The organism is Dorea phocaeensis (assembly GCF_900240315.1).
GTDB classification, from domain to species: domain Bacteria; phylum Bacillota; class Clostridia; order Lachnospirales; family Lachnospiraceae; genus Dorea_B; species Dorea_B phocaeensis.
The window spans coordinates 307,248-332,259 of the sequence record NZ_OEPZ01000003.1 but is presented as its reverse complement, the minus strand read 5'-3'; the positions used below and the strand labels follow the sequence as shown (position 1 = coordinate 332,259).

The following is a 25,012-nucleotide window of genomic DNA, read 5'->3' as shown; positions in this document are numbered from 1 at the left end:
TTGATTTCCTCCATACGATTTCCTAATGGTTACTTGAAGTATACGTTTATTATAAAATATTGTTAAATATAAAACAAATGCATGTTTTTGGTCGAGACAATAGAATTTGTCTATGGATTGTGGTATACTTGGTAAAAATATACAAGGAGGATGAAACATGAACCTGAATCAGCTGCAATACTTTGTAACACTTGCACATATTGAACATTACACCAGGGCGGCGGAAAAACTGACGATTACACAGCCAAGCTTAAGTCATGCAATTTCATCACTGGAGCAGGAGTTGGGAACCCGGCTTTTTGAACGGCAGGGACGCAATGTTGTACTGACTAAGTATGGCAGAATGTTTATGCAGTATGCAGAAGAAGCTCTTGCTATTCTGGATACCGGCGTGCGGAAGACGAAGGCCATGACGAGTCTGAGCGGGGGAAGGATTGATATCGGTTATATTTATACTCAAGGAGCAGAATTTGTGCCGGGGTTGGTTGCGAATTTTTTGAAGGATTATCCACAGATGGAGGTGGAATTCGGTTTTCACAATGGCGTGACCCAGGAGGTAATAAAGGGACTTCGGGAAGAAAAATACGATTTGGTATTCTGTTCTATGGTGGAAGGGCAGAAAGATCTTGATTTTCTTCCGGTATCGAAGGAAACTTTGGTAGCGATTACTCCGTTAGATCATCCTCTGACCCAAAAGGATTCCGTAACGATTGCGGAACTGGCAGAGTATCCGCAGATCTTTTTCAACAAGGGAAGCGGGTTAAGACCTATGGTGGATCGACTTTTTAAGGTGGCTAGAAAGAAACCGCGGATCAGCTATATGGTAGATGAAGACAGTGCGCTTGCCGGAATGGTGGCGCAGGGTCTGGGAGTCGGGATTGTGCCGGATGTGCCGGCAATACGTAGTATGCCGGTGGTGCGTCTTACGCTTAAGGATCTTCAGTTTAGCAGGCTGGTTTACATGGTAACGCAGAAGGATAAGTATCTTTCGCCGGTTGCCAGAACCTTCATTAATTATGTGAAAGAGCGATATGAAATTCTTGCGGAGGACCTGGAATCTTGATATAATAATCAGTAATTGTAAATTGACATAACAAGGCAGACAGGAGAGACAAGGATGAATGATCTAGAGATGTACAGGGAGCAGCTTGCATTGTGTGATGATAAGATTATCGATGCGCTGGTGGAAAGAAACGCGATTGTAGAGAAGATTATGGCGTATAAGGAAGAATATGGTATGCCGATTCTCCAGCCGCAGCAGGAAGCCAAGCAGAAGATGAGACTGGAAGAGAAGCTTGAAGACAACAAGTATAAAGAAGAGATTTACGATGTGTTCCGCAGAATCCTTCGTAACAGTAAAAAAATCCAGGCGAGAAAGCTGTTTGATTATAATATTGTGCTGATTGGTTTTATGGGAGCCGGAAAAACGACAATTTCCGATTACTTAAGCACCATGTTTGCCATGAAGGTGGTTGAGATGGATCAGTTGATTGCAGAACGGGAAGAAATGAGTATCCCGGATATTTTTGCAACCTACGGAGAAGAATATTTTCGTGATCTGGAGACCGGACTTCTGGTGGAAATGCAGTCTAACAAGAATACGGTGATCTCCTGTGGCGGAGGAGCGGCCCTTCGCGAGCGAAACGTAGAAGAAATGAAGAAAAACGGACGAGTTGTTCTGCTGACGGCGAGTCCTCAGACAATCTACGAGCGAGTGAAAGACAGTGATGACAGACCGGTTTTGAATGGGCGCAAGAATGTAAAAGGCATTTCTGAACTGATGGAGCAGCGCAGGGAGAAATACGAAGCTGCCGCAGATATTGTCATCAATACAGATAACAAGACGGTGCTGCAGATATGTGAGGAACTGGTGCAGCGGATTATAGAGATGGAAGAGTAGAGAGATGTTTGATAAGTTTTTTCCTGATAAATATGTAGCATCTACATATGTGATTGATTTTGAAGAGTTATATAAGAAAGGATACCGAGGGGTGATTTTTGATATCGACAACACTTTGGTGCCCCATGGCGCTCCGGCGGACGAGCGTGCAAAGAAGCTGTTTGCAAAGCTTAAGAGTTTGGGATTTCACTGTTGCTTGATTTCCAACAATCAAGAACCGAGAGTGAAAATGTTCAATCAGGACATTCAGGTGGATTATGTGTACAATGCCCATAAGCCGTCTACAAAGAATTATAAGAAAGCAATGGAAATGATGGGAACAAACCAGAAGAATACATTGTTTATCGGAGATCAGCTGTTCACGGATGTATGGGGAGCAAAACGAACCGGAATTGCCAATATTCTGGTAAAGCCGATTCATCCTAAGGAAGAGATCCAGATTGTACTGAAACGGTATCTGGAAAAAATTGTGCTATACTTTTATAAGAGAAGCCTGAAACAGTAAAAAAGGGTTGAAAAAAGGCATAATTTATTATAAAATGATAAAAGCGAACGTAAACGTAGAAGTGTCCTGTGGGGCATGATTAAGGAGGATAATAGAATGGCAACAAAATCAGCAGGTGAATTTAGAAATGGCATGACGCTTGAGATTGATGGCAAAGTATGCCAGGTTATGGAATTCATGCATGTAAAACCGGGAAAAGGAGCAGCTTTTGTCCGCGTGAAATTAAAAGATATCATCAACGGTGGTGTGGTAGAGACAACCTTCCGTCCGACAGAGTCTTTCCAGGAAGCGTTTATTGAGAGAAAGAAGATGCAGTATCTTTACAACGATGGAGATCTGTTCTACTTCATGGACAACGAGACTTTTGATCAGATCGCTGTCAGCAAGGAAGATGTGGGCGATTCCCTGAAGTTTGTAAAAGAGAATCAGGAAGTCAGCGTAAGCTTGTATCAGGAGAAACCATTTGCGATTGAGCCACCGCTTACTGTAGAGCTTCTCGTTACAGAAACAGAGCCTGGATTTAAGGGCAATACCGCTCAGGGAGCAACAAAGCCGGCAATCGTAGAGACTGGCGCTCAGGTAGCAGTTCCTCTGTTCGTTGAGCAGGATGAGATGATCAAGATCGATACTCGTACAGGAGAGTATTTATCCAGAGTATAGGATGCTAATTTTAAGAAAAAGGCCTTGCAATTTTTGCAGGGCTTTTTTATAATTGAAATACCATAATTCATTGTTCATATCAATTGATTCAATGGCAGTTTCTGCCGCTATTTTCAGAAGTGTAACAAGGACATATTTTCCACGATGCTGCTTTGGGGAAAGGAGTATTATGACATATTACCAGTTTATCCGTGCAGTAGAGGGAAAAGTAAAGGAAGGAGTGAAGGAGAACATTACCGTACAGTTGTATACGGCGGTGAAAAATAATGGGATTAAGAAGTATGGTCTTACCATTATGGAGAAGGGGATCAATATTTCCCCGACCATCTATCTAGAGGAGTATTATCAGCAGTTTTGTGATGGGGACAGTGTAGAGGAGATCACAGAGGAAATTCTGAGTCTGTATCAAAGGATTCGTTTTCGTCATTCCTGGGATGGGAGTTTAGTTGAAGAGTATGCAAAAGTAAAAGAAAAGATAGTTTATCGTTTGATTAACCGACAGGCGAACCGGGAGCTTTTGGAGGGAGTGCCGCATCAGAATTTTTTAGATTTGGCAGTGATTTATCAGGTTCTGTTAGAAGTCAGTTTTTATGGAACGGCATCTATGCTGATCAGCGATGAGCATTTGAAGATGTGGAACGTGAAGGAAGCTGAGATTTTTGCACGGGCTACTTGGAACACCAGGAGAATTCTGCCGGAAGATTGTCAGCCATTAAGTGAGATGGCAGGCGGATGGGGGATGGAGATTCCAAGAGGGGAGGATATCTTCTATGTACTGACGAATCGGTATCGGAATTTCGGAGCAGCTTGCCTTTTATACGAGGGCTGCCTGGAAAGAATCGGGGAAAAGCTGGGAGAGAATTATTATGTACTCCCAAGCAGTGTGCATGAAGTGATTATTCTGCCGGAGAGTAAGTCGGTTTCAAAAAGGGATTTAACAGCGCTTGTTCGGGAAGTGAATGATACGCAGCTGGAGGAAGAGGAAATTCTATCGGATCGTGTTTATTATTATGATCGGGAGTATAAGCTGCTGCGGATTTAGAGAGTCCTTATAGAATCCGTTTTGAGTATTTTTCAGGTATGATGGTATAAAAAGTAAGGGAAATGATGAAATGTGAAAAAATGTCGAAATCATTTCCTTTACTTTATGAGAAAAATGTGTTAGTATAACAAAGGTAATTTCATATTGTTATTGATTATGCACCCGTAGCTCAGGGGATAGAGCACCGCCCTCCGGAGGCGGGAGCGGCGGTTCGAATCCGCCCGGGTGTGTACTTTTTTAACTTTTTTTCGTTGCAGAAGGGAGTCTTTATGGAAGGAGAACGTAAGGACTGCATATCTCCCGTAAAGAAGTATCTGTTTATAAAAGTGGTCGTGATAGCGCTGCTTTTGGTACTGACGGCGGAGATGGGCAGACAAGCTCTGACCAAAGAAGAGACGAAAAAGGTACAGAAGACGAATTCTCAACAGATGAAGGTGGAGAATCTGGGATATCAGACGATGGAGGAGAATCCCCTTTCCATGGGAAAATATCCGGAGGTTTCCGGCGCAGTAGAAGAATATTTTGAAAAAGCAGCCGGAGAAAGCAAGTTTGTGGAGGCTTATGAAGGAATAGAAAGCCATATCAAGCTTGGAAGATACAAGGATACGTATGTCGTGTTTGTGAGATACGATATGAAGATTAAAGATATATATACAAAGGTTCCGGGACTTGGTACACTGTATGTGGACAAGAAAAAAGACGGCAGTTACCGGGTCGGCACAGAGGTAAAGGAAGCAGAGATTAGAACCTGTATTGAGGAACTTGCACAGCACACGGATGTGCAGCAGCTCTTTGCCGATACACAAAGTGCTTATCATGCGGCGGTGCAGTCGGATGCGCTGCTACAGGAAGCTCTTGTGGATTTGAAAAATGCTTATGAAGATTCAACTGGAAGCTAGGTAGCGGTTTCCCGGAAAAAACAGACCTTGTATATGAGGTCTGTTCTTTTTTAGCCTGGCAACTTAGCTGGGTAACGTAATAAAGTAAAGGAGGAGAGAAGGATGGCAGGGTATAAACAGGCCTTTCGAAAGGCGTTCCCTTATACCATTCCGGTATTGACCGGATATTTATTTATTGGAATTGCATTTGGAGTTATGTTTGCGGAAAAAGGATATTCATTTTTGTGGGCAATGCTGATGAGCCTGATGGTTTATGCAGGGTCAGGGCAGTATTTGGCAGTGAATTTTTTTGTGCCGGGAGTTTCTTTTCTAAATGTGATTGCTATGACACTGATGGTGAATATCCGACATATTTTTTATGGGATTTCTCTGTTGGAGCGGTTCCATCAGATGGGAAAAAAGCGTTGGTATATGATCTTTGGGCTGACAGATGAGACGTATTCCTTGCTATGTACAACGAAGGTTCCAAAAGGAGTAGAGGAAGAAAAGTTTTTGTTCGCGATCTCACTTATGAATCAGTCCTACTGGATTATAGGTTCTGCCATCGGTGGGATTGCAGGGGCACTTATTCCGTTTAATTCGGAAGGAATTGAATTTGCGATGACTGCGCTGTTCGTCGTTATTTTTGTGGAACAGTGGATGGAGGAAAAGAATCGGATTCCAGAACTTCTTGGAGTGGCTGCAGCGTTTGTATGCCTGCAAATTTTCGGAGTAGATGGATTTGTGCTGCCGTCTATGATTTTAATTACCTTGGTATTGCTTCTTGGAAGAAAGAAATTAGAGACAGGAATGGAGGGAGAGTTATGCCGTTAAGTGCAGGAATATCGTTTTTCATTATTCTGCTGGTTGCCCTTGCAACTTTTGGAACTCGCGTGATTCCATTTCTGGTTTTCCCACGAGGGAAAGAAATTCCGCCGGTAGTTCAGTATCTGGGAAAAGTACTGACACCTGCGGTGATCGGAATGCTGGTGGTCTATTGCCTAAAGGAGACACCCGTGCTTTCTGGCTCCCATGGGCTTCCGGAGCTGATTGCTGTGGTGGTTACGGCAGGGCTTCATGTATGGAAGCGGAATAATCTCCTTAGTATCGGAGTGGGAACGGTGCTGTATATGGTGTTGGTGCAGACCATTTTTTGAAAAAGAAGAAAAAGAAAAATACCGTCGGCCGGTATGGTTTACCAGTTTGGTTTACCTCGGCAGACGGTATTTTTAGATGTTGAGAATATGCGGATATCGTTTTAAGCAAGGTCAATTTTTTGGTTCATCAGAACATAGGTCAGAATATATAGAATGATTCCGACGATCAGTGCAAGCAGTGTAGAAAGACCTAGTACGCCAGCCATGTAAGCTACAAAGTTGAAAGGTTCCCCTGCGGCCGATCTCATGTAAATGAGATCTTTAGAAGTGGACAGGCCGAGCACTGCCAGACTGATAAAGCTTAAAATAGATACGATGGTCGAGATCGCAAAATAGGATACAACAGCTCCCAGTATCCGATGCCCGCTAAATAACTGTCCCAGTACAACAGAAGCATAGATGGTAATACAGCTGCTGAAGGCGCATATGATGCTAAATATAAGAAGAAACAACAGAATCTTCGGAAATGTTAAATCGGCATAGCGTCCGATAAATCCAAATTCTGTGAGAATCTCGGCTCTATGTGCATGATAGACATCCATGACAAATGGCGTAGCCACTACGATATAGATGGACAGCCCCATCAGAATCATATCGAGTGTGCCCCAGATGGTTCCAGAAATCGTCTTGGACAACAGGTGTGCACCTTTTGTTGCCGGAAGGGTATGGGTTAAATATCCTTCGTCCGAATACAGGTTTTTGTAGAAACGAACAGCAATGACGATAAAGGTTCCAAAGTTTGCAGCTGTAATAACCAGAATGTAAAGCAGAAAAGAGAGTCCCAAAATAGTTCCTTCTGCTGTATTGTCTGCAAAGATTCTTCCGGTCAGGAAGATGCGGATTCCAAGTGCTGATAACAGCAGAAATGTGTGCAGCACAATCAGGAATCGGTTCAATGATTTCATGTCGTATTTCAATAATTTGCCTAACATCTGAACACCTCCCGGAATAAACTATCTACAGATTTACCATGCTGGGTACGGATTTCATCCACAGTCTGGTTGAGAACGACCTGCCCCTGACGGATGAATACGACTCGGTCCAGAATATTCTCAATATCCTGAATCAGGTGGGTGGACAGCAGGATAGTTGCTTCTTCATTATAATTATTCAAAATGGTATGAAGGATGTAGTCGCGTGCTGCCGGATCAACTCCGCCGATTGGTTCGTCTAAGATATAAAGTTTTGCATCTCGGCTCATAATCAGGATGAGCTGAACCTTTTCTTTGGTTCCTTTGGATAAGGATTTCAGCCTCGCATTGGGATTGATTTCCAAATCCTGAAGCATCTGGTATGCCCGTTCTGTTACAAAGTTTTCATAGAAATCTGCATAGTATGCAATGACATCCTTTACCTTCATAGAGAGATCCAGACAAGTGCGCTCGGGCAGATAGGAAATCAGTTTTTTGGTTGCTACGCCTGGCTCCATGCCATCGATCAGGATGGTTCCCTGGGTTGGGTGGAGGCAGTCGTTAATCAGTTTAATCAGAGTTGTCTTTCCGCTTCCGTTTGGTCCAAGAAGACCGACAATCTGTCCTTTTTCCAATGCAAGGTTCAGATTATTCAGGGCATAAAAACTGGAAGAATAGCGTTTGGAAAGCCCCTGACACTCTAAAATCGGCTTCATGTTAGTGTTCCCCCTTTATTGCATTTTGGATCAGTTCTAAGGTCTCTTCTTCAGGGAAGCCCAGCTGTTTCATCTTTTCAATAAATTCCCGTATGTGACTGGCTGCGAGATCACTTTTTAGCTGTTTCAGCATTTCTTTGTCCTCCGTAATATAACGCCCGCTGGTTCGCTGTGAATGAAGAAGGCCGTTTCGCTCCAGCTCAGAGAGCGCTTTTTGCATCGTGTTGGGATTTACAGCAGCTTCCATTGCAAGGTCTCTGACGGATGGAAGTTTATCACCGGCCTGGTAGACGCCAGCTACGATATCCTGCTGGATCCGCTCCATCAGTTGAAGATAGATTGGGCGGTCATTATCAAGATCCCATGGCATACGATCACCTCGTTTCCTGACTAAATTTGTATTATTTATATAGTACAATAAAACATGAGGGGGGGATTGTCAAGAGGAATTAGAAAAAAAGAACATCCACTGTAAAAAATATACAGTGGATGCAAAAGTCAGGCACTTATTGCTTCACAAATTTGGATTTTGGCTGTTTGCAGATTGGGCAGGTATAACTGTCAGGAAGCTCTTCGAAAGGCGCCTCTTCATCGTATACGTAGCCGCAGATGCTGCACACCCAGGAGGTTTTAGAAGGGATAGTATTTTCTGATTCTTCTTCCGGCAGATAGGTCGGTGCATTTTTCGGACTCTTTCCTTTGATGACCCTGTGGTAGTAAGCGTAGGTCATGGAAGGAGAGGCACTTTGGATATCTCCGTCTATGACTTCTCCTAAGAATACCGTGTGTGTAGAGGTTTCCATTTTGTCGATGACTTTACAGATGATATAGCCGCAGGAGTCTGTAAGGACAGGAAGTCCTTCTTTCGTCTCAAAAAGAATGTTCTCAAATTTATTTACGTCTCTTCCGGACTGGAAACCGAATTGTCCAATCAGAGAAGGATCTGACGTCTCAGACAGAATGGAAATGGCAAATTTCCCGGTTTTTTCAATGCAGGAATTGGTAAAGTTGTCGTGGTTCATGCTAAGCGCAAGAGTTGCCGGAGAGGAAGTGATCTGCATCACACTGTTGGCTGTGCAGCCGGTAGGGCGTTCCCCGTTGAGGGAAGAGATAATGTAGACGCCGTAGGATAAATTGTGAAAAACTTTTGTGTTCATAGGAGCCCTCCTTACTTTATTTTCGTAAATTTTTCAAAAGCCTTTATCGTCACGGTACCATGAACCGGAAAAAATTGCAAGGAGAGTTTGAATATTAGGTTGTTGCGTACAAGGCATTATGGTAAAATACTTAATTAAGGATTCTGAACTTAAAGTAAGGAACTGGAGTGTAAGGAGGATATAAAAGATGAAAAAAATAATAGATTTCATTACAGAGGAGTTAAGAAATGCCTTTGAAGAAGCGGGATATGATCCGGCTTATGCAAAGGTGACCTTATCGAATCGTCCTGATTTGTGTGAGTATCAGTGTAATGGAGCAATGGCAGGGGCAAAGGTTTATAAGAAGGCTCCGATTATGATCGCGAATGATGTGGTGGAGAAGCTTCAGAACTCAGAGCGTTTGGACGAGGTGACGGCTGTCAATCCTGGATTTATCAACATTCGGGTGAAGAAAACATTTGCAGCCGACTATTTGAATCAGATGGGGGCAGATGGAGAACTTGGAGTAACCAAAACAGAAGATCCGAAGATGATCGTTGTTGATTATGGCGGACCAAATGTGGCAAAGCCGCTTCATGTTGGTCATTTGCGTTCTGCAATTATTGGAGAGAGTATTAAGAGAATTGCCAGAAAAATGGGACATACTGTTCTGGGAGATATTCATTTGGGAGACTGGGGATATCAGATGGGACTGATCATTACCGAACTTGGAAAGCGCAAACCAGAACTGCCTTATTATGACGAAACGTTTGAAGGAGAATATCCAAAGGAGGCTCCATTTACCATTGGAGAATTAGAGGAAATTTATCCAACTGCCAGCGGTAAGGCCAAGGAGGATGAAGCTTACCGTGAGGAAGCACTTCATGCTACCTATCTGCTGCAGAATGGTCATCGCGGATATACGGCAATTTGGAATCACATTATGAATGTTTCTGTAGCCGACTTAAAGAAGAATTATCAGAATTTGAATGTGGAATTCGATCTGTGGAAGGGAGAAGCAGATGCGCAGGCCTACATTCCGGATATGATTGAGCGTCTGAAAAAAGAGGGGTATGCGCATGTGGATGACGGTGCGCTTGTGATTGATGTGCAGGAGGAGACGGACACGAAAGAGATTCCGCCGTGCATGATTCAGAAGTCTGACGGAGCTTCCCTCTATGGAACTACCGATTTGGCGACTCTGGTACAGCGAGTAGGAGATTATCATCCGGATCAGGTGATCTATGTGGTAGACAAAAGACAGGAACTTCATTTTGTTCAGGTATTCCGTGCGGCGAAGAAGACGAAGATTGTGCCGGAGGATACAGAGCTTAAGTTTTTGGGCTTTGGAACGATGAACGGAAAGGATGGAAAGCCGTTTAAGACCAGAGAGGGCGGCGTGATGCGTCTGGAGAATCTGATCGCAGAGATTGTGGAAGAGATGAAGAAGAAAATTTCTGAAAACCGTACAGTAGAGGAATCAGAAGCGCAGCAGACGGCGAAGATTGTGGGAATGTCTGCGATCAAGTACGGAGATCTTTCCAACCAGGCGTCTAAGGATTATATCTTTGACGTGGATCGTTTCACCTCCTTTGAGGGAAATACAGGTCCGTATATTCTGTATACGATCGTGCGGATCAAGTCTATCTTAAATAAATATATGGCAGAAGGTCAGAAGACGGACGGTCTTGTGATCAGAGAGGCCGCAGGAGACAGCGAGAAGGCGTTAATGCTGGAGGCGGCAAAATATAACGAAGTGATTGAAAATGCATATGCAGAGCTGGCGCCGCATAAAATTTGTGCATACATCTATGATTTGGCAAATGCATTCAATCGTTTTTATCATGAGACGAAGATTTTGTCAGAAGAGGATGAAAACAGAAAGAAGAGTTATATTGCGCTGCTGGTGCTGACACGTAAGATTCTGGAATCCTGTATTGATATGTTGGGATTTGAAGCTCCGGAGAGGATGTAGGAATGACGGAAAAAGTATTTTATCAGGATAGTCATAAGGTTTCCTGTGAGGCGGAGGTTTTAGCCTGTGAACCCAAAGGAACACAGTATTTGATTGCTCTTGACCGGACGGTGTTCTTCCCGGAAGGCGGCGGCCAGTATGCAGATACCGGCTGGATCGGAGAGGTGAGAGTCACGGATGCCCATGAGAAGGAGGGCGTGATTTGGCATACGGCAGAGGCGGCTGTTCCGGTAGGAACAAAGGTGACAGCAAGAATTGACTGGGAAGAGCGGTTCGAGAAAATGCAGCAGCATACAGGAGAACATATTGTATCCGGTCTGGTACATGAAAGATTTGGATATCATAATGTGGGATTCCATCTAGGAAGCGATTACTGTACCATGGATTTTGACGGTCCGATCTCAAGGGAAGCATTAAAAGAGATTGAGTGGGAGGCTAACTGTGCAGTGTGGCAGAACATTCCGGTGGAGACGTCCTACCCGTCGAAAGAAGAACTGGAGACACTTCATTATCGCAGCAAGATTGAGATTGAAGGTCAGGTACGAATTATTACGGTGCCGGGATATGATGTATGTGCGTGCTGTGCGCCTCACGTAAATACTACCGGAGAGATCGGAATGGTGAAGCTGGTTCAGATGATTCATTATAAGGGCGGAGAGCGGATTACGATGCTCTGCGGCGCCAGAGCACTTCGGGACTACGACCGTAAAGATGAGAATATTAAGAAGATTTCCTCTCTTTTGTGCGTCAAGGAGTACGAGGTGGCAGAAGGAACGAAGAAGCTGAAAGAAGAGCAGACACAGTGGAAAGGGAAAGTGTCACAGCTGAGCCAGAAATTAGTGGCATATCAGGCGCAGGAGATTCCGGTAGAAGAGGGAATTACTGCCGTATTTGATTCAGAGCTTACGGGAAACTCACCGCGGGAACTGATGAACGTTCTGCTTCAGAAAGGCGCGGAGGCGGCGGCTGTATTTGCAGGAAACGATGTGGACGGTTACCGATATGTGATCGGAAGTAAGACGAAGGATGTACGCGCGCTGTGCAGACGTCTGAATGAAGTGTTTTCCGGAAGAGGCGGAGGAAAGCCAGAGATGGTGCAGGGCTCCCTTTTGGGAACACAAGAGAAGATACGGATAGAACTGGAAAAAGGAATTTAAGAGAAATTTAGGAAAAGATTTAAGGAGAGACTTTGTGTCTGTGATTTCTTGAAATAGACAATATTTCATCACACTTTTAACACATTTTCAGGGTAGACTACCATACATAGAGTGAAGAAAAAGAAGGAGACGCAGAGAAAGGAGTCTTTCATATGGAAAATCAATATACCTACTATGAATATCAACAGAATCAAAATGGGGAGCAGCCAGGCGGAGAGAATTTACATACACCTCCGAAGAAGCCTAAGAAAACTACGCCGAAATGGATGAAGACGGTGGGGCTTGCAGTAGTATTTGGTGTGGTTGCAAGCTTTGTGTTCCAGGCGGGAAATATACTTGGAGATCATTTCCTTGGGGATCTGACAGGAAGGAATCAGACGGCAAAAGCAACGGCAACGGTGAACGAAGCACAGCTGACTAAATCTTCCGACAGCACGGTGACATCAGATGTGGCGGAGATTACGAAAAATGTAATGCCGTCCGTTGTGTCCATTACCAATATGAGTGTGCAGCAGGTGCAGAACTTCTTTGGAGGCGTGCAGGAGCAGCAAAGTGAAAGTGCTGGATCTGGAATTATTATCGGACAGAATGATAAGGAGCTTTTGATTGCGACGAACAATCATGTGGTGGAAGGAAATGATACGCTGACGGTTTCTTTTATTGATGAAAAAAGTGTGGAGGCCAATATTAAAGGAACGGATGCAAACCGGGATCTGGCAGTGGTTGCTGTATCACTTGATCATATCAGCAAGGCAACTATGGATGAGATCGCGGTAGCGACGCTGGGGGACTCCAGTCAGCTTCAGGTAGGAGAACCGGCCATTGCAATCGGCAATGCACTGGGATATGGACAGTCTGTGACAACGGGAATCATTTCTGCAACTAACCGGACACTGGATGGGATTGACGGAAAGTTGATTCAGACGGATGCAGCCATTAATCCGGGAAACAGCGGCGGAGCGCTTTTAAATGCCAAAGGAGAAGTGATCGGAATCAATACCGCTAAAGTGGCAACAGATGCGGTAGAGGGAATGGGATATGCGATCCCGATTTCTGACGCAGGAGATATTATCAACAATCTGATGAACCAGGAGACAAAGACGAAAGTAGCCGAAAAAGATCGAGGATACATCGGAATTTCCGGTGTAGATGTGACGCCAGACAGTGCGAAAATGTACAATATGCCGACAGGTGTTTATATTTCAGAGGTTCAGAAGAATGGAGGGGCTGATGAAGCAGGATTGACCAAGGGAATGGTGATTACTGGAATTAACGGTTCTTCTGTGGATGGAATGACTGCACTTCAGGAACAGCTACAGTACTATGAAAAGGGAGAAACGGTGACACTGACAGTTCAGACTCCGACCAAAGAGGGTGAATATGAGGAAAGTCAGGTAGAAGTCACACTTGGAAGCAGAGCTAAGTAGTGCTATAATACAAGTTAAGAGGGAACCATGAAAAACAGACCATCCGGGGATGCCGTCAGATATGCAGTACCCAGAAGGTCTGTTTTTGGATTTATGGAAGATTAACGGAGGTGGTAAGAATGTTTTCATTTGAAGAATTGATGAAAGAAGATCCTCAGATTGCAGAAGCGATTGAGGCGGAGGTGAAGCGGCAGAATTCCCATATTGAGCTGATTGCGTCTGAGAACTGGGTAAGTCATGCGGTTATGGCTGCTATGGGAAGCCCACTGACGAACAAGTATGCGGAAGGATACCCGGGAAAACGATATTACGGTGGATGTCAGTGTGTAGATGTGGTGGAAGATCTGGCAAGAGAGCGGGCAAAAAAGCTGTTTGGCTGTGATTACGTCAATGTTCAGCCGCATTCTGGAGCACAGGCAAATATGGCTGCATTTTTCGCAATGCTTCAGCCGGGGGATAAGATATTGGGAATGAATCTGGATCATGGCGGTCATTTGACCCATGGATCTCCGGTCAATTTGTCCGGAACGTATTTCCGTACTTCGTTCTATGGAGTGAATGAGGCCGGTGTGATTGATTATGATCATGTCAGGGAGATTGCGATTCAGGAGAAACCTAAGCTGATTATTGCGGGAGCAAGCGCATATGCTAGAACCATTGACTTTTCAAAATTCAGGGAGATTGCCGATGAGGTGGGCGCTTACCTGATGGTTGATATGGCGCATATTGCAGGTCTGGTGGCGGCTGGACTTCATCCAAGTCCGATTCCGTATGCAGATGTTACAACGACCACGACGCACAAGACATTGCGTGGTCCAAGAGGAGGCATGATTTTGTGGAATCAGGCGGCTGCGGAGAAATTTAATTTTGATAAAGCGATTTTCCCGGGAACGCAAGGTGGACCTCTAGAGCACGTGATTGCGGCGAAAGCGGTCTGCTTTGGAGAGGCGTTAAAACCAGAGTTCAAGGAATATCAGCAGAAGATTCTAGATAATGCACAGGCTCTGTGTAAGGGACTTTTAAATCGTGGAGTAAAGATTGTCTCCGGAGGAACGGATAACCATCTGATGCTGGTAGATTTAAGCGGAGAAGCCGTGACGGGAAAAGAGCTGGAGAAGCGGCTGGACGAAGCGCATATTACCTGCAATAAGAATACGATTCCAAATGATCCGAGATCTCCATTTGTCACCAGCGGCGTGCGTCTGGGAACCCCGGCAGTAACGACCAGGGGGATGAATGAAGCGGACATGGATCAGATTGCAGAGGCAATTGCGCTTGCAATTCAAGGGGAAGAGAATGTACCAAAGGTAAGGCAGATGGTAGAAGCTTTGACATCGAGGTATCCGCTTTCATAGCATTTATTTTATTTGAAGAAGAAAAAGATGACATCAAAATGTGGTGTCATCTTTTTTGTGGTATTGACAGGCGATAAAACTATTGATACCATATACCCATAAGGGGTATATTGGTGGAAGGAGGACAAGAATGGTTACAAGACAATATCAGATATCGGGTATGAGTTGTGCAGCCTGCTCCAGTGCGGTGGAACGAGTGACGCGGAAGCTGGAAAGTGTGACGCAGAGCAGTGTCAATCTGACAACCGGGCTTTTAACGATTACCTTTGACGAAAAGATTCTAACAGACGAAGCGATTATCAAAAAGGTGGAACGAGCCGGATTCGGGGCGGAACTCCATGTGGATAAGACGAAGCAGGAACAAAAAGAGGAGCAGGAACTGTTAGATCAGGAGGTGCAAAAAACCAAGCACCATATGATTGCCAACGTTATTCTGGCGATTCCACTTCTCTATATTTCCATGGGGCATATGGTCCCGTGGCCGATGCCTCTGCCGAGGTTTTTGGATATGCACTACAATCCGCTTCATTTTGCATTGGCCCAGATGGTGTTGACGCTGGTGATTCTGATCAATGGAAGAAAGTTCTATCTGGTAGGGTTTAAGAGTCTGCTGAAGGGACATCCCAATATGGATTCTCTGGTGGCAGTGGGAACGGGAAGTGCACTGATCTACAGTTTGGTTATGACCGTTGGAATTCCGAATCATCCAGATCATGTACATCAGCTCTATTATGAGTCGGCTGCCATTGTGGTAACTCTGGTTATGGTGGGAAAATATCTAGAGGGACGCAGTAAAAACAAGACTTCTGAGGCGATTAGAAAGCTGATGGAACTGGCGCCGGACACGGCAGTTCTTTTGGTTGACGGAGAACAAAGAGAGGTGCCGGTTGGAAGCGTCAAAATCGGAGATTGGCTGCTGGTGAAACCGGGTAGCAAGGTACCTTTAGACGGTGTCGTTGTGGAAGGGCACACCAGTGTAGATGAGTCTATGCTGACAGGTGAGAGTATTCCGGTGGAAAAAGAGCCTGGAGCACAGGTGATTGGAGGAAGTGTCAATTATCAGGGAGCGGTTACAGTTCAGGTGAGTCATGTAGGTTCTGATACAACTCTTGCAAAGATCGTAAAGATGATGGAGGACGCGCAAGGGAAGAAAGCGCCAATCTCCAAATTGGCAGATACGGTGGCGGGGTACTTTGTGCCGGCGGTGATGTGCATTGCCGTAGCGGCAGCAATTATATGGGCGCTTTTGGGACATGATTTGGCCTTTGTATTGACGATTTTTGTATCGGTATTGGTGATTGCGTGTCCTTGTGCCCTAGGGCTTGCTACACCGACAGCGATTATGGTAGGAACCGGACTGGGTGCAGGCAACGGAATTCTGATTAAGAGTGGGGAAGCGCTGGAAATTGCCCATAAAGTGGATGCGGTTGTGCTGGATAAGACGGGGACGATTACGACAGGAAAACCAGCGGTGATGGAGCGGATTTCCCATATAATGGATGTGGATGAAATGCTTCAAATTGCAGCATCCTGTGAACAAGTGTCGGAGCATCCGCTGGGACAGGCCATTGTGGAAGCAGCAAAAGAAAAGGGAATGGAACTTTATAAAGTTGAAGATTTCCAGAGCCTGACCGGAAAAGGAATTCGGGCGAAGATTGCCGGGAAGCAGTATGATATCGGCAATCGACGTCTGCTTGAGGAAATGGGGATTGTGCTTGGCGAATACGAAGAAGAAGCCAAAGCGATTGCCGGGAAAGGACAGACGCCGATGTATCTGGCGGAAGAGCAGAAGATACTGGGAATCATTAGTGTGGCAGATCCGATTAAAGATACAAGCAAAGAAGCAGTTCAGAAGATCCGAGATCTTGGGATTCAGGTATATATGCTCACAGGAGATAACCGTCTGACAGCAGAATATATTGGAGGCCAGGTGGGAGTAGATAAAGTGATTTCGGAAGTCCTTCCAAAGGATAAGGCATCTGTTGTGGAATGCTTGCAAAAGGAAGGTCGAAGGGTTATGATGGTAGGCGATGGCATCAATGATGCCCCGGCATTGGTTCAGGCAGATGTGGGAGCTGCCATTGGAAGCGGCAGTGATATTGCAATTGATTCCGGAGATCTGGTACTGATGAAATCCGATCTGAATGATGTTTATAAAGCGATTGCATTAAGCCATGCGACCATACGGAATATCAAACAAAATTTATTCTGGGCATTTTTCTATAACAGCCTTGGGATTCCATTGGCAGCAGGCGCATTGTATGCGATAAACGGAACACTTCTAAATCCAATCTTTGCGGGGCTTGCTATGTCTCTTAGCTCTGTGACGGTAGTTGGCAATGCACTTCGGCTTCGGAAGCTTAAGCTATAGAGAAATGATTTTGGTTTTCAGGATAGGAAAATGCCGGGAAAGAAGGAGGTCTCTTGATGGAAGAGCAGAAATGTCATGCCGATGAAGCAGGCACAAAGGGGTGTTGTACTGACAGGATCAAACATCGGGACGGCAAAGAGTATAAGGATCTGATCAATCGTCTGAACCGGATTGAGGGTCAGGTTCGCGGGGTGAAGAAGATGGTGGAAGAAGAACGTTACTGTGTGGATATCTTAACGCAGGTGACGGCAGTACAGGCGGCGCTTAATGCATTTAATAAAAAACTTCTTGCCAATCATATTCATACCTGTGTTGTGGATGATATCAAAGAAGGAAATCTTCAGGCAGTAGAGGAACTGTGTGACACGATTCAAAAATTAATGAAATAGGAGGAAATGAAAATGACAGTAATTAAAGTACCTGATATGCATTGTGAGAAATGTGTGGAAAGAATTCAGAATCTTTTACAGGAAGAAGGATTGAATTTTCAGGTGAGCCTGGAACAGAAAACGGTTACAATTGACGGCTGTGAAACCTGCGTTAAAACGGCGTTGGAAGCACTGGATGATCTTGGGTTTACACCAGAAATCGGCTAGGCGGAAGATGGAGAGAAATGACGGGTGCCCGAAGGTCTATCAGAAGGCACGAAAGACGAGAAAGAAGATCGGGGCAGCGCTGGTAGAGATGCTGGAATACAAACCGCTGGATAAGATTACCGTACAGGAACTTTGTGATCAGGCAGAAATTCACAGGAGTACGTTTTATAAACATTTCAGCAGTATTTTCGATGTGGTGGCATACATTACAAAGGAAATTACAGAAGCATTGATGTACCAGGCGGAGTCGGCTGCAGATGGAGATATCTACTTTGACTTTATTACGGACTTCTATCTGCGGTACCGGAAAGCGCTTCGCAATCTTTACCGAACACGTTACAGAGAAATGATGGTCAGCCAGATGAGTGAGATTATGGAGAGGTATTATCAGAAGCTTCTAAAAGAGTTAAGACGAGAGATAGAAGAAGATGTTCCGCTGGAATGGCTGGCAAAATATCATGCCGGAGGGATGATTACTGTGGGAAGCATTCTGTTGGATGAGAAGTACGATGATGAGGAATGCCGAAAGAAGTTAGCTGCTTTTTACCGCTATATTCTGATAAGAAAATAAAAATAGACAATTATACAATAAATGCATAAAAATACCCATATATTATATGTTTGTTGATTTCAATCTGATTACAACCTGATTTAAAATAGATGAAATAGAGATGAGGGAGAGGCAGATCTTAAGAAGAAATAACAAAGAACAAAAAGAGGTAGCGGTATGGGGAAAATCAGAATTATTACAGACACAGCGTCAGATATGACGACGGTACAGGCAGAGGAACTTGGAGTTATCAGAGTTCCGTTGTCAATCCGGTTTGGAGACGATGAGATGCCGATGGATACAGAGGAAGATTTCTCGGAATTTTTCCAGAGGATGGAAGAAGAGAAGGAACTGCCAACAACTGGACAGCCGTCGCCAGAGCTGTATATAGAAGAGTATGAAAAAGCGAAGGAAGCACAGGAAGATGTTTTGGTGCTTGCGTTGTCCGGCGGTTTAAGCGGTACGGTAAATGCAGCACGTCTTGCAAAAGATATTTGTGGTTATGAGAACGTATGGGTGGTGGATACCAGACAGGCGATTATTACACAGAGGATGCTGGTGGAGCATGCAGTTTCCTTACGAAAGAAAGGAATGTCTGCAGCAGAGATTGCGGCAGATATCGAATCGGTGAAAGATCGGCTGGTAGTCTGTGGAGTATTGGATACACTGACCAATTTAAGAAAAGGAGGACGGATTCCGCCAACCTTTGATGTGATTGGAAATGCCCTGAAGATTAAGCCGGTGATTGAGCTAAAAGACGGTGAGCTGGTGAAGATTGGAATCGCACGGGGAGCGCGTAAGGCGAAGGAGTTCCTGTGGAAAGAGTATGATGCCTGCGAGATCGATACGGATTGGCCGGTTTATACCGGATATACGTATGATAAAGAGAATGGAGAGATGTTCCGAAAAGAGACGCAGGAGAGGTATCATCTAAAAGAGTGTAAGATGGTAGCCGTAGGCGGGGTTATCGGGACCCATGTGGGAAAGAACTGTCTGGCGCTTGCATTTGTAAGAAAATAAGAAATAGCAAAGACCATGGAGAAAGGATTTTCCGAAACTCCATGGTCTTTTTCTGCTTGATAGACAGGAACGAAATAGTGTAAGATGGTGTCAGACATCATGTAACATGGACTGACGAAGGAAGGATCTGTATAGTATTATGAAATTTTTTCATTTGTCTGATTTGCATATCGGCAAGCAGCTTCATCATTACAATTTAAAAGAGGATCAAGAAGCAATTCTGCGTGAGGTGGTCTCATACGCGGAAAAAGAGCGTCCGGACGCCATTCTGATTGCCGGGGACATTTATGATAAGCCTGTGCCTTCTGCAGAGGCGGTAGCAGTCTTTGATGCATTTTTAACTCAGCTGTCAGAACTTCGTCCGGTGATCCCGGTACTTTTGATCAGCGGAAACCACGATTCTGCGCAGCGTCTTGACTATGCGTCTGGAATTTTAAGCCGTTATCAGATTCATGTGGCGGGGACGCTTCCGAAAAGAGAAGAAGAAATGTTGAAAAAGGTTACATTTTCGGACTCATATGGAGAGGTGGATGTCTATCTGCTTCCATTTTTGAAACCGTCTTATGTGCGGCAGCTGTTTTTGGAGAATCCCCCGGAATCTTACAAAGAGGCAGTAGAAAGAATGCTAAAGAGAGAGAAGATTTATGATCAGAATCGAAGAAATGTATTGGTTTCCCATCAATTTTACACGGGTGCAGGAGCATCCCCGGAAGGCTGTGACTCCGAAACGGTTACGGTAGGGGGCCTTGACAATGTGGATACTCGTGTGGTGGAGCAGTTTGACTATGTGGCTCTTGGACATCTTCACAGTCCGCAAAATGTAGGTAACGAAAGGATTCGTTACTGTGGAACCTTGTTGAAGTATTCGGTCAGTGAGGCGGAACACCAAAAGAGTATCACCGTTGTGACTTTGGGAGAGAAGGGAACGCTTCCGCAGGTGGAGTATCTTCCCCTTCATCCCCTCCGGGATGTGAAGAAGAAGCGCGGGACGCTGGAGGAAATTTTAAGAGAAGCAAAAGAGGAAGAACGAGGGGACTATATCAGTATCACATTAACCGATGAACAGGAACCTTATCAGCCAAAGGAACAGCTGCGGCAGGCATATGAGCGGATTTTGGAAGTGAAGATCGATAATACCCGGACTAGAAACCAGTTGTCCGAGGAGGAAGAGCTTCCCCTTCAGACAGATCCGTTGTCGGTGTTTGCTGATTTTTATCAGGAGATGCAGGGACGTCCAATGAACGAAGAGGAATGGGAGATTATGAAGGGGATCTATGACCTGGCATCAGGAGAAGATGAGACGAAGGAGAGTGGAAGATGAGACCGGTAAGGCTTGAAATGTCGGCATTTGGATCTTATGCCGGGAAAGTGGAAATTGATTTTACACAGGTGAAGCAAGGTCTCTTTTTAGTGACAGGAGATACTGGCGCCGGAAAGACGACGATCTTTGATGCCATTACCTATGCGCTTTATGATCAGACCAGTGGCGGACGGCGGGATGGTAATATGATGCGAAGCCAATATGCACAAAAGGAGACGGACACATACGTGAAATATACCTTTTCCAGCAGCGGAAAATGCTATACCATACGCAGGAATCCGGAATATTTACGCCTGGGAAAACGGCGCGGTAAAGACGGATCCTTGCGTTATGTAAAGGAGGCGCCAGGGGTAGAGCTGATGCTTCCGGACGGCAGTGTTTATCAGGGAAAGAAGCGGGAGACAGATGCCAAAATTGCAGAGATTATGGGAATGGATGTGGATCAGTTTACACAGATTGCCATGATTGCCCAGGGAGATTTCCTGAAGCTTCTGCATGCGGAATCAAAAGAACGAAAAGCTATTTTTTCCAGAATTTTTCAGACCCGCCTGTATGCGGATGTGCAGGAGAATCTGAAGCGTTCGGCATCGGAGCTTTACAGCAGACTGGAGAACAACTTAAAAAGTGCGGGCGCACAGCTAAACCGTGTGGAGTATCTTGAATTATTGGAAGAAGAGGAAGAAAAGCGAAAGCGGTGGGAGGAATTACGAGAGTTGGAGGTGCTTCCCTATGAAGAGGTGCTGGAGAACTTAGAGTGGATGATTCAGCGCGGCAGACAGTGGGAGCTGAAGAAAGAGGAAGAGCAAAAAAGCCTGCAGGAGCAGTTGTATACATTGAATGGAACCAAAAAGGAGGCAGAGTCGATTCAGAAGCTTTGGGATTCTCTGAACAAGGTAAGAGAAAAACAGCAGGCGTTGGAAGAAGAAAGAGAAGCGGTTCAAAAAATAGAGAAGCGGTTATTGCTTGGAAAACAGGCGGAGCCGGTTCAAAGGCAAGAACTTTTGTATCGGCAGACAGAGAAAAGAGTGAAGGAACAAGAACAGCTGATTCGGAAGACAAAAGAGCAGTTAGAAGAAGAACGGCGGCTTCTTAAGGAGCGGATGCTTCAAAAAGAACAGGCTCGCATTTTCCGGGAAGAGGCGGAAGAAAGATGGATAGCTAACGGACCGAAACTTATGGATGCGATGGAGCGATATAGCCATATCGAAGAACTGGAAGCGGAGCTTAAGAAGAGGAAAAGCCAGAAAGAAACGCTTTGGAATCGACAGCGAGGATGGAAAGAAGAGGTACAAAGGGACAGAAAAGTGCAGCAGGAATGCCGGGAGAAGATGGATCTTTGTGCAGGCAGTAAGGAACGGCTTTTCAGTCTAAAGACACAGAAGAAAACGCTGGAAGAAGAGGAACGAAAGCTGGCAGAGCTGACAGAAAGAAAGAGCCAATTGGAGCGTCAGGAAGGAGAGATTCGTAAGGTTCAGGAGAAGGCGGTACATGACCGTCAGGCATACTTAAGTGCGCATGAGCGGTATGAGTTTTTTGCGCAGAATTTTTTGAAAGCGCAGGCAGGAATTCTTGCAAGGCAATTGGTGGAAGGAGAGGCTTGCCCTGTCTGTGGATCCAAAGTGCATCCGAACCCGTGTCAGATGGAAGGAGATACCCTTTCGCAGGAAGAAGTAAATCAGGCACGGAAGAGGAGGGATGAACTGGAACAGTTAAGAGACCAGTCGGAAGAGGCGTTTCGGACGAAAGCGGCGGATTACCGGGCAAGGTGGGAGGCGTTTGCGAAGGAGTGCGGGAAGCTTGGAATTGTCTGGGAGGAAGAAAAACGCACGGCAGAAAATAGCTGGGAACGGATCGGGCAGGCAGTTTTTCTAGCAGTGGATGGATGTGAACAGAGACTGAAGAAGTGTCAGCTGGAAATTGGACAGGCAGAAGAACAGCAAAGGCAGTATGAGAAAGCAAAAATGGCGGAACAGGAGCTTTCTGAGAGAATTCAAAAACTGGAACAGCATCTTTTGGAGGAAGAAGAGCCTTACCGGGAAGCAGAACGTAAGGTACAGATCTTAGAGGGAACGCTGCAGGCGGGAAGAGAAGCCCTTCCTTATGCGGCGAAGCAGGAGGCAGCCCGGCGTCTTCAGGAATTGAAGACTGAAAAAGCAGATGCCAGGCGTCGAATGCAGGAAGCGGAGGAACAGGAGCAGAAAAAAGCGTCTTTGGTACAGGAGCTGGAAGGTCGGATACAGGAGGCGGATCGGATGATAAAGAAGTGGTCTGCTGAGTGGGAGGAAGAGAAGAGAGCTTATGTCTTAAGTCTTGCCAGTCAGGGATTTGCGACGGAGGAAGCATACCAGAAAGCGCTTCTCTCAGAAGCAAAACAAGGAGAATTAGAAGAAAAGATAAAGGCCTATCGGGCAAGGGTTCATGAAGCTTCCGGGATGGAGCAGACACTCACCGCTGAGCTTGCCGGGCGGGCTCCTATGGATTTAAATGCCCTGGAGGTGCGTATATCTGAGACGGCTCAAAATCTTGAAACGGTACGAGAGCATCAGATGAAACTCCATGGAATGAATGCGAAGAATCAGGAAGTCTTGACCTATCTGATGGAGGCGTCGCAGAAGCAGGGGCAGCTTGAAAAACAGTATGCCGTAATCGGTAATCTGAGCCGGACGGCAAATGGTACTTTAAGCGGCAGTGTGAAGCTGGATCTGGAGACTTATGTACAGCGGCAGCATTTTCGGCAGATTATTCATGCAGCCAATCGGCGTCTGACAGAGATGAACGGCGGCGAATTCCTGCTGCGGTGCAGAAGTGTGGAGGATCTTAGCGGCAGAGGACAGACGGGACTTGATCTGGATATCTACCATGTGGCAAGTGACACGACCAGAGATGTCAAGACCCTGTCAGGAGGCGAGTCCTTTATGGCGTCCTTGTCTATGGCACTTGGATTGGCGGATATTGTACAGCGGACGGCGGGAGCTATTCATTTGGAAACCATGTTCGTGGACGAAGGCTTTGGATCGCTGGATGATCAGGCAAGAGAACAAGCCATTCGCGTGTTAAACAACCTTGCCGGTGGAAATCGATTGGTGGGGATTATTTCTCATGTCAATGAATTGAAGGAGCAGATTGACTGTAAGTTAGTTGTAACCAGGTCGGATCAGGGAAGTTTGGTTCACTGGGAAGAAGTGTAGAATGAATAGAGTAGTAGAAAGGAAACGATTATGAAATATGATTATCTGATCGTTGGTGCAGGGCTGTTTGGAGCGGTGTTCGCCCAACAGGCAAAACAGGCGGGAAAAACAGTTCTTGTGATCGATAAACGAAGCCACCTTGGCGGAAATGTGTATACAGAAGAGGTAGAAGGAATTCAGGTGCACCGATATGGCGCGCACATTTTCCATACCTCCGACCGGAAGATCTGGGAATATGTGCAGCAGTTTGCAGTGTTTAACCGCTACACCAACAGTCCGGTGGCGAGATACAAGGATGAGGTTTATAACCTTCCATTTAACATGAATACTTTTTATCAGATGTGGGGGGTTAAGACCCCTGAGGAAGCCAAAGAGAAGCTTAAGAGTCAGATCCGGGAAGCAGCCGTGTGCGAGCCTAAGAACCTGGAGGAGCAGGCTCTTTCACTGGTGGGAAAAGATATTTATGAAAAGTTGATTCGGGGATATACAGAGAAGCAGTGGGGGAAACGGGCGAAGGAACTTCCAAGCTTTATTATTCGGAGGCTTCCGGTTCGATATACCTATGATAATAATTATTTTAATGACAGCTATCAGGGAATCCCGGTGGGGGGATATACCCGGATGGTGGAACGGATGCTAGACGGAGTGGAGATCCGGTTGAATACGGATTATTTTCAGGCGAGAGAAGAGTTTGACAGACTGGCAGACCGGGTGGTATTTACCGGAATGATTGATGCATATTACGGAGAGTGTTATGGGAAGTTGGACTATAGAAGTCTTCGCTTTGAGACAGAAGTGATGGATACCCCTAACTATCAGGGAAATGCAGTGGTGAATTATACGGAGTATGAGGTTCCCTATACGCGGATCATTGAGCATAAGCATTTTGAATTCGGAACACAGCCAAAGACGGTGATCACCAGAGAGTATCCGGCGGACTGGATGGGGAAAGAGGAACCCTATTATCCGATCAATGACGAGAGGAATAATCGCTTATATGAGAAATATAAAGCACTTGCAGATCAGGAAGATCGGGTGATTTTTGGCGGGCGTCTGGGAATGTATCGTTATTATGATATGCACCAGGTGATTGCGGAAGCGCTGGAAAGTGCCAGAAAGGAGTTTTCCTGATTTCTAATATAGTTTC

The 25,012-nt window shown here is 45.4% G+C and carries 24 protein-coding genes and 1 tRNA gene; 21 read left to right on the top strand and 4 right to left on the bottom strand.

Features of this window, described 5'->3' with window-relative positions; translation table 11 throughout:
* Positions 1–157 precede the first annotated feature (157 nt).
* The 9 genes from C0979_RS08580 to C0979_RS08540 all read left to right on the top strand — a co-directional run bounded on the left by C0979_RS08580 (position 158) and on the right by C0979_RS08540 (position 6,142).
* Positions 158–1,063, top strand: a complete 906-nt coding sequence (locus C0979_RS08580) for a LysR family transcriptional regulator (protein WP_101695569.1) — start codon at positions 158–160, stop codon at positions 1,061–1,063.
* A 54-nt stretch (positions 1,064–1,117) separates the two neighbouring features.
* A complete protein-coding gene (locus C0979_RS08575; RefSeq protein ID WP_101695568.1) occupies positions 1,118–1,900 on the top strand; it encodes a shikimate kinase in 783 nt (260 codons plus the stop codon).
* Positions 1,901–1,904: 4 nt separating this feature from the next.
* Entirely contained in the window at positions 1,905–2,405 is a 501-nt protein-coding gene (locus C0979_RS08570) for a YqeG family HAD IIIA-type phosphatase (RefSeq protein ID WP_101695567.1), read from the top strand.
* Positions 2,406–2,501: 96 nt separating this feature from the next.
* Positions 2,502–3,065 (top strand): elongation factor P, encoded by a 564-nt coding sequence (gene efp, locus C0979_RS08565; RefSeq protein WP_101695566.1) that lies wholly within the window; start codon positions 2,502–2,504, stop codon positions 3,063–3,065.
* Between the two features lie 169 nt (positions 3,066–3,234).
* Positions 3,235–4,107 carry a DUF5688 family protein gene (locus C0979_RS08560; RefSeq protein WP_101695565.1) on the top strand — a complete coding sequence of 291 codons (873 nt, stop codon included), beginning with the start codon at positions 3,235–3,237 and terminating at the stop codon, positions 4,105–4,107.
* Positions 4,108–4,265: 158 nt separating this feature from the next.
* Positions 4,266–4,337, top strand: a tRNA-Arg gene (locus C0979_RS08555).
* A gap of 39 nt (positions 4,338–4,376) precedes the next feature.
* Positions 4,377–5,006 carry a hypothetical protein gene (locus C0979_RS08550; RefSeq protein WP_101695564.1) on the top strand — a complete coding sequence of 210 codons (630 nt, stop codon included), beginning with the start codon at positions 4,377–4,379 and terminating at the stop codon, positions 5,004–5,006.
* A gap of 102 nt (positions 5,007–5,108) precedes the next feature.
* Positions 5,109–5,819 (top strand): AzlC family ABC transporter permease, encoded by a 711-nt coding sequence (locus C0979_RS08545; protein WP_101695563.1) that lies wholly within the window; start codon positions 5,109–5,111, stop codon positions 5,817–5,819.
* Complete coding sequence (locus C0979_RS08540) at positions 5,810–6,142, top strand: branched-chain amino acid transport AzlD family protein (RefSeq protein WP_101695562.1); 333 nt, start codon at positions 5,810–5,812, stop codon at positions 6,140–6,142. The genes C0979_RS08545 and C0979_RS08540 overlap by 10 nt, the downstream gene beginning before the upstream one ends.
* A 101-nt stretch (positions 6,143–6,243) precedes the next feature.
* Here C0979_RS08540 and C0979_RS08535 read toward each other — a convergent pair whose 3' ends face one another.
* The 4 genes from C0979_RS08535 to C0979_RS08520 all read right to left on the bottom strand — a co-directional run bounded on the left by C0979_RS08535 (position 6,244) and on the right by C0979_RS08520 (position 8,926).
* Positions 6,244–7,074 (bottom strand): hypothetical protein, encoded by an 831-nt coding sequence (locus C0979_RS08535; protein ID WP_101695561.1) that lies wholly within the window; start codon positions 7,072–7,074, stop codon positions 6,244–6,246.
* Positions 7,068–7,769: an ABC transporter ATP-binding protein gene (locus tag C0979_RS08530; RefSeq protein WP_101695560.1), complete on the bottom strand. Its 702-nt coding sequence runs from the start codon at positions 7,767–7,769 to the stop codon at positions 7,068–7,070. Before C0979_RS08530 ends, C0979_RS08535 begins: the two co-directional genes overlap by 7 nt.
* A gap of 1 nt (position 7,770) precedes the next feature.
* Positions 7,771–8,139 carry a GntR family transcriptional regulator gene (locus C0979_RS08525; RefSeq protein WP_101695559.1) on the bottom strand — a complete coding sequence of 123 codons (369 nt, stop codon included), beginning with the start codon at positions 8,137–8,139 and terminating at the stop codon, positions 7,771–7,773.
* A 136-nt stretch (positions 8,140–8,275) separates the two neighbouring features.
* Positions 8,276–8,926, bottom strand: coding sequence for a flavin reductase (locus C0979_RS08520; RefSeq protein ID WP_101695558.1), 651 nt, complete (start codon positions 8,924–8,926; stop codon positions 8,276–8,278).
* A 187-nt stretch (positions 8,927–9,113) separates the two neighbouring features.
* Here C0979_RS08520 and argS point away from each other — a divergent pair, with 187 nt between their 5' ends.
* From argS to glf, 12 genes are all read left to right on the top strand, one after another.
* Complete coding sequence (gene argS, locus C0979_RS08515; RefSeq protein ID WP_101695557.1) at positions 9,114–10,880, top strand: arginine--tRNA ligase; 1,767 nt, start codon at positions 9,114–9,116, stop codon at positions 10,878–10,880.
* A gap of 2 nt (positions 10,881–10,882) precedes the next feature.
* Positions 10,883–12,037: an alanyl-tRNA editing protein gene (locus C0979_RS08510; protein WP_101695556.1), complete on the top strand. Its 1,155-nt coding sequence runs from the start codon at positions 10,883–10,885 to the stop codon at positions 12,035–12,037.
* A gap of 152 nt (positions 12,038–12,189) precedes the next feature.
* Positions 12,190–13,464, top strand: a complete 1,275-nt coding sequence (locus tag C0979_RS08505; RefSeq protein WP_101695555.1) for a S1C family serine protease — start codon at positions 12,190–12,192, stop codon at positions 13,462–13,464.
* Positions 13,465–13,583: 119 nt separating this feature from the next.
* Positions 13,584–14,819: a serine hydroxymethyltransferase gene (gene glyA / locus C0979_RS08500; RefSeq protein WP_101695554.1), complete on the top strand. Its 1,236-nt coding sequence runs from the start codon at positions 13,584–13,586 to the stop codon at positions 14,817–14,819.
* Positions 14,820–14,949: 130 nt separating this feature from the next.
* Complete coding sequence (locus tag C0979_RS08495; RefSeq protein ID WP_101695553.1) at positions 14,950–17,190, top strand: heavy metal translocating P-type ATPase; 2,241 nt, start codon at positions 14,950–14,952, stop codon at positions 17,188–17,190.
* Positions 17,191–17,246: 56 nt separating this feature from the next.
* Complete coding sequence (locus tag C0979_RS08490; protein ID WP_101695552.1) at positions 17,247–17,579, top strand: metal-sensing transcriptional repressor; 333 nt, start codon at positions 17,247–17,249, stop codon at positions 17,577–17,579.
* Positions 17,580–17,591: 12 nt separating this feature from the next.
* Complete coding sequence (locus C0979_RS08485; protein WP_101695551.1) at positions 17,592–17,786, top strand: heavy-metal-associated domain-containing protein; 195 nt, start codon at positions 17,592–17,594, stop codon at positions 17,784–17,786.
* Positions 17,755–18,357, top strand: coding sequence for a TetR/AcrR family transcriptional regulator (locus C0979_RS08480; RefSeq protein WP_159459869.1), 603 nt, complete (start codon positions 17,755–17,757; stop codon positions 18,355–18,357). Before C0979_RS08485 ends, C0979_RS08480 begins: the two co-directional genes overlap by 32 nt.
* A 156-nt stretch (positions 18,358–18,513) precedes the next feature.
* Positions 18,514–19,356, top strand: a complete 843-nt coding sequence (locus C0979_RS08475) for a DegV family protein (RefSeq protein WP_242962675.1) — start codon at positions 18,514–18,516, stop codon at positions 19,354–19,356.
* A gap of 139 nt (positions 19,357–19,495) precedes the next feature.
* Entirely contained in the window at positions 19,496–20,677 is a 1,182-nt protein-coding gene (locus tag C0979_RS08470) for an exonuclease SbcCD subunit D (protein WP_101695549.1), read from the top strand.
* Positions 20,674–23,865, top strand: coding sequence for an AAA family ATPase (locus tag C0979_RS08465; RefSeq protein WP_101695548.1), 3,192 nt, complete (start codon positions 20,674–20,676; stop codon positions 23,863–23,865). The genes C0979_RS08470 and C0979_RS08465 overlap by 4 nt, the downstream gene beginning before the upstream one ends.
* A gap of 30 nt (positions 23,866–23,895) precedes the next feature.
* A complete protein-coding gene (gene glf, locus C0979_RS08460) occupies positions 23,896–24,996 on the top strand; it encodes a UDP-galactopyranose mutase (protein WP_101695547.1) in 1,101 nt (366 codons plus the stop codon).
* The last annotated feature ends 16 nt before the right edge of the window (positions 24,997–25,012 follow it).

What these genes read in the sequence shown, in the direction of transcription:
- C0979_RS08580 (WP_101695569.1), top strand. Translation starts at nt 158, where the DNA reads ATGAACCTGAATCAGCTGCAATACTTTGTAACACTTGCACATATTGAA.
- C0979_RS08575 (WP_101695568.1), top strand. Translation starts at nt 1,118, where the DNA reads ATGAATGATCTAGAGATGTACAGGGAGCAGCTTGCATTGTGTGATGAT.
- C0979_RS08570 (WP_101695567.1), top strand. Translation starts at nt 1,905, where the DNA reads ATGTTTGATAAGTTTTTTCCTGATAAATATGTAGCATCTACATATGTG.
- efp (WP_101695566.1), top strand. Translation starts at nt 2,502, where the DNA reads ATGGCAACAAAATCAGCAGGTGAATTTAGAAATGGCATGACGCTTGAG.
- C0979_RS08560 (WP_101695565.1), top strand. Translation starts at nt 3,235, where the DNA reads ATGACATATTACCAGTTTATCCGTGCAGTAGAGGGAAAAGTAAAGGAA.
- C0979_RS08550 (WP_101695564.1), top strand. Translation starts at nt 4,377, where the DNA reads ATGGAAGGAGAACGTAAGGACTGCATATCTCCCGTAAAGAAGTATCTG.
- C0979_RS08545 (WP_101695563.1), top strand. Translation starts at nt 5,109, where the DNA reads ATGGCAGGGTATAAACAGGCCTTTCGAAAGGCGTTCCCTTATACCATT.
- C0979_RS08540 (WP_101695562.1), top strand. Translation starts at nt 5,810, where the DNA reads ATGCCGTTAAGTGCAGGAATATCGTTTTTCATTATTCTGCTGGTTGCC.
- C0979_RS08535 (WP_101695561.1), bottom strand. Translation starts at nt 7,074, where the DNA reads ATGTTAGGCAAATTATTGAAATACGACATGAAATCATTGAACCGATTC.
- C0979_RS08530 (WP_101695560.1), bottom strand. Translation starts at nt 7,769, where the DNA reads ATGAAGCCGATTTTAGAGTGTCAGGGGCTTTCCAAACGCTATTCTTCC.
- C0979_RS08525 (WP_101695559.1), bottom strand. Translation starts at nt 8,139, where the DNA reads ATGCCATGGGATCTTGATAATGACCGCCCAATCTATCTTCAACTGATG.
- C0979_RS08520 (WP_101695558.1), bottom strand. Translation starts at nt 8,926, where the DNA reads ATGAACACAAAAGTTTTTCACAATTTATCCTACGGCGTCTACATTATC.
- argS (WP_101695557.1), top strand. Translation starts at nt 9,114, where the DNA reads ATGAAAAAAATAATAGATTTCATTACAGAGGAGTTAAGAAATGCCTTT.
- C0979_RS08510 (WP_101695556.1), top strand. Translation starts at nt 10,883, where the DNA reads ATGACGGAAAAAGTATTTTATCAGGATAGTCATAAGGTTTCCTGTGAG.
- C0979_RS08505 (WP_101695555.1), top strand. Translation starts at nt 12,190, where the DNA reads ATGGAAAATCAATATACCTACTATGAATATCAACAGAATCAAAATGGG.
- glyA (WP_101695554.1), top strand. Translation starts at nt 13,584, where the DNA reads ATGTTTTCATTTGAAGAATTGATGAAAGAAGATCCTCAGATTGCAGAA.
- C0979_RS08495 (WP_101695553.1), top strand. Translation starts at nt 14,950, where the DNA reads ATGGTTACAAGACAATATCAGATATCGGGTATGAGTTGTGCAGCCTGC.
- C0979_RS08490 (WP_101695552.1), top strand. Translation starts at nt 17,247, where the DNA reads ATGGAAGAGCAGAAATGTCATGCCGATGAAGCAGGCACAAAGGGGTGT.
- C0979_RS08485 (WP_101695551.1), top strand. Translation starts at nt 17,592, where the DNA reads ATGACAGTAATTAAAGTACCTGATATGCATTGTGAGAAATGTGTGGAA.
- C0979_RS08480 (WP_159459869.1), top strand. Translation starts at nt 17,755, where the DNA reads ATGATCTTGGGTTTACACCAGAAATCGGCTAGGCGGAAGATGGAGAGA.
- C0979_RS08475 (WP_242962675.1), top strand. Translation starts at nt 18,514, where the DNA reads ATGGGGAAAATCAGAATTATTACAGACACAGCGTCAGATATGACGACG.
- C0979_RS08470 (WP_101695549.1), top strand. Translation starts at nt 19,496, where the DNA reads ATGAAATTTTTTCATTTGTCTGATTTGCATATCGGCAAGCAGCTTCAT.
- C0979_RS08465 (WP_101695548.1), top strand. Translation starts at nt 20,674, where the DNA reads ATGAGACCGGTAAGGCTTGAAATGTCGGCATTTGGATCTTATGCCGGG.
- glf (WP_101695547.1), top strand. Translation starts at nt 23,896, where the DNA reads ATGAAATATGATTATCTGATCGTTGGTGCAGGGCTGTTTGGAGCGGTG.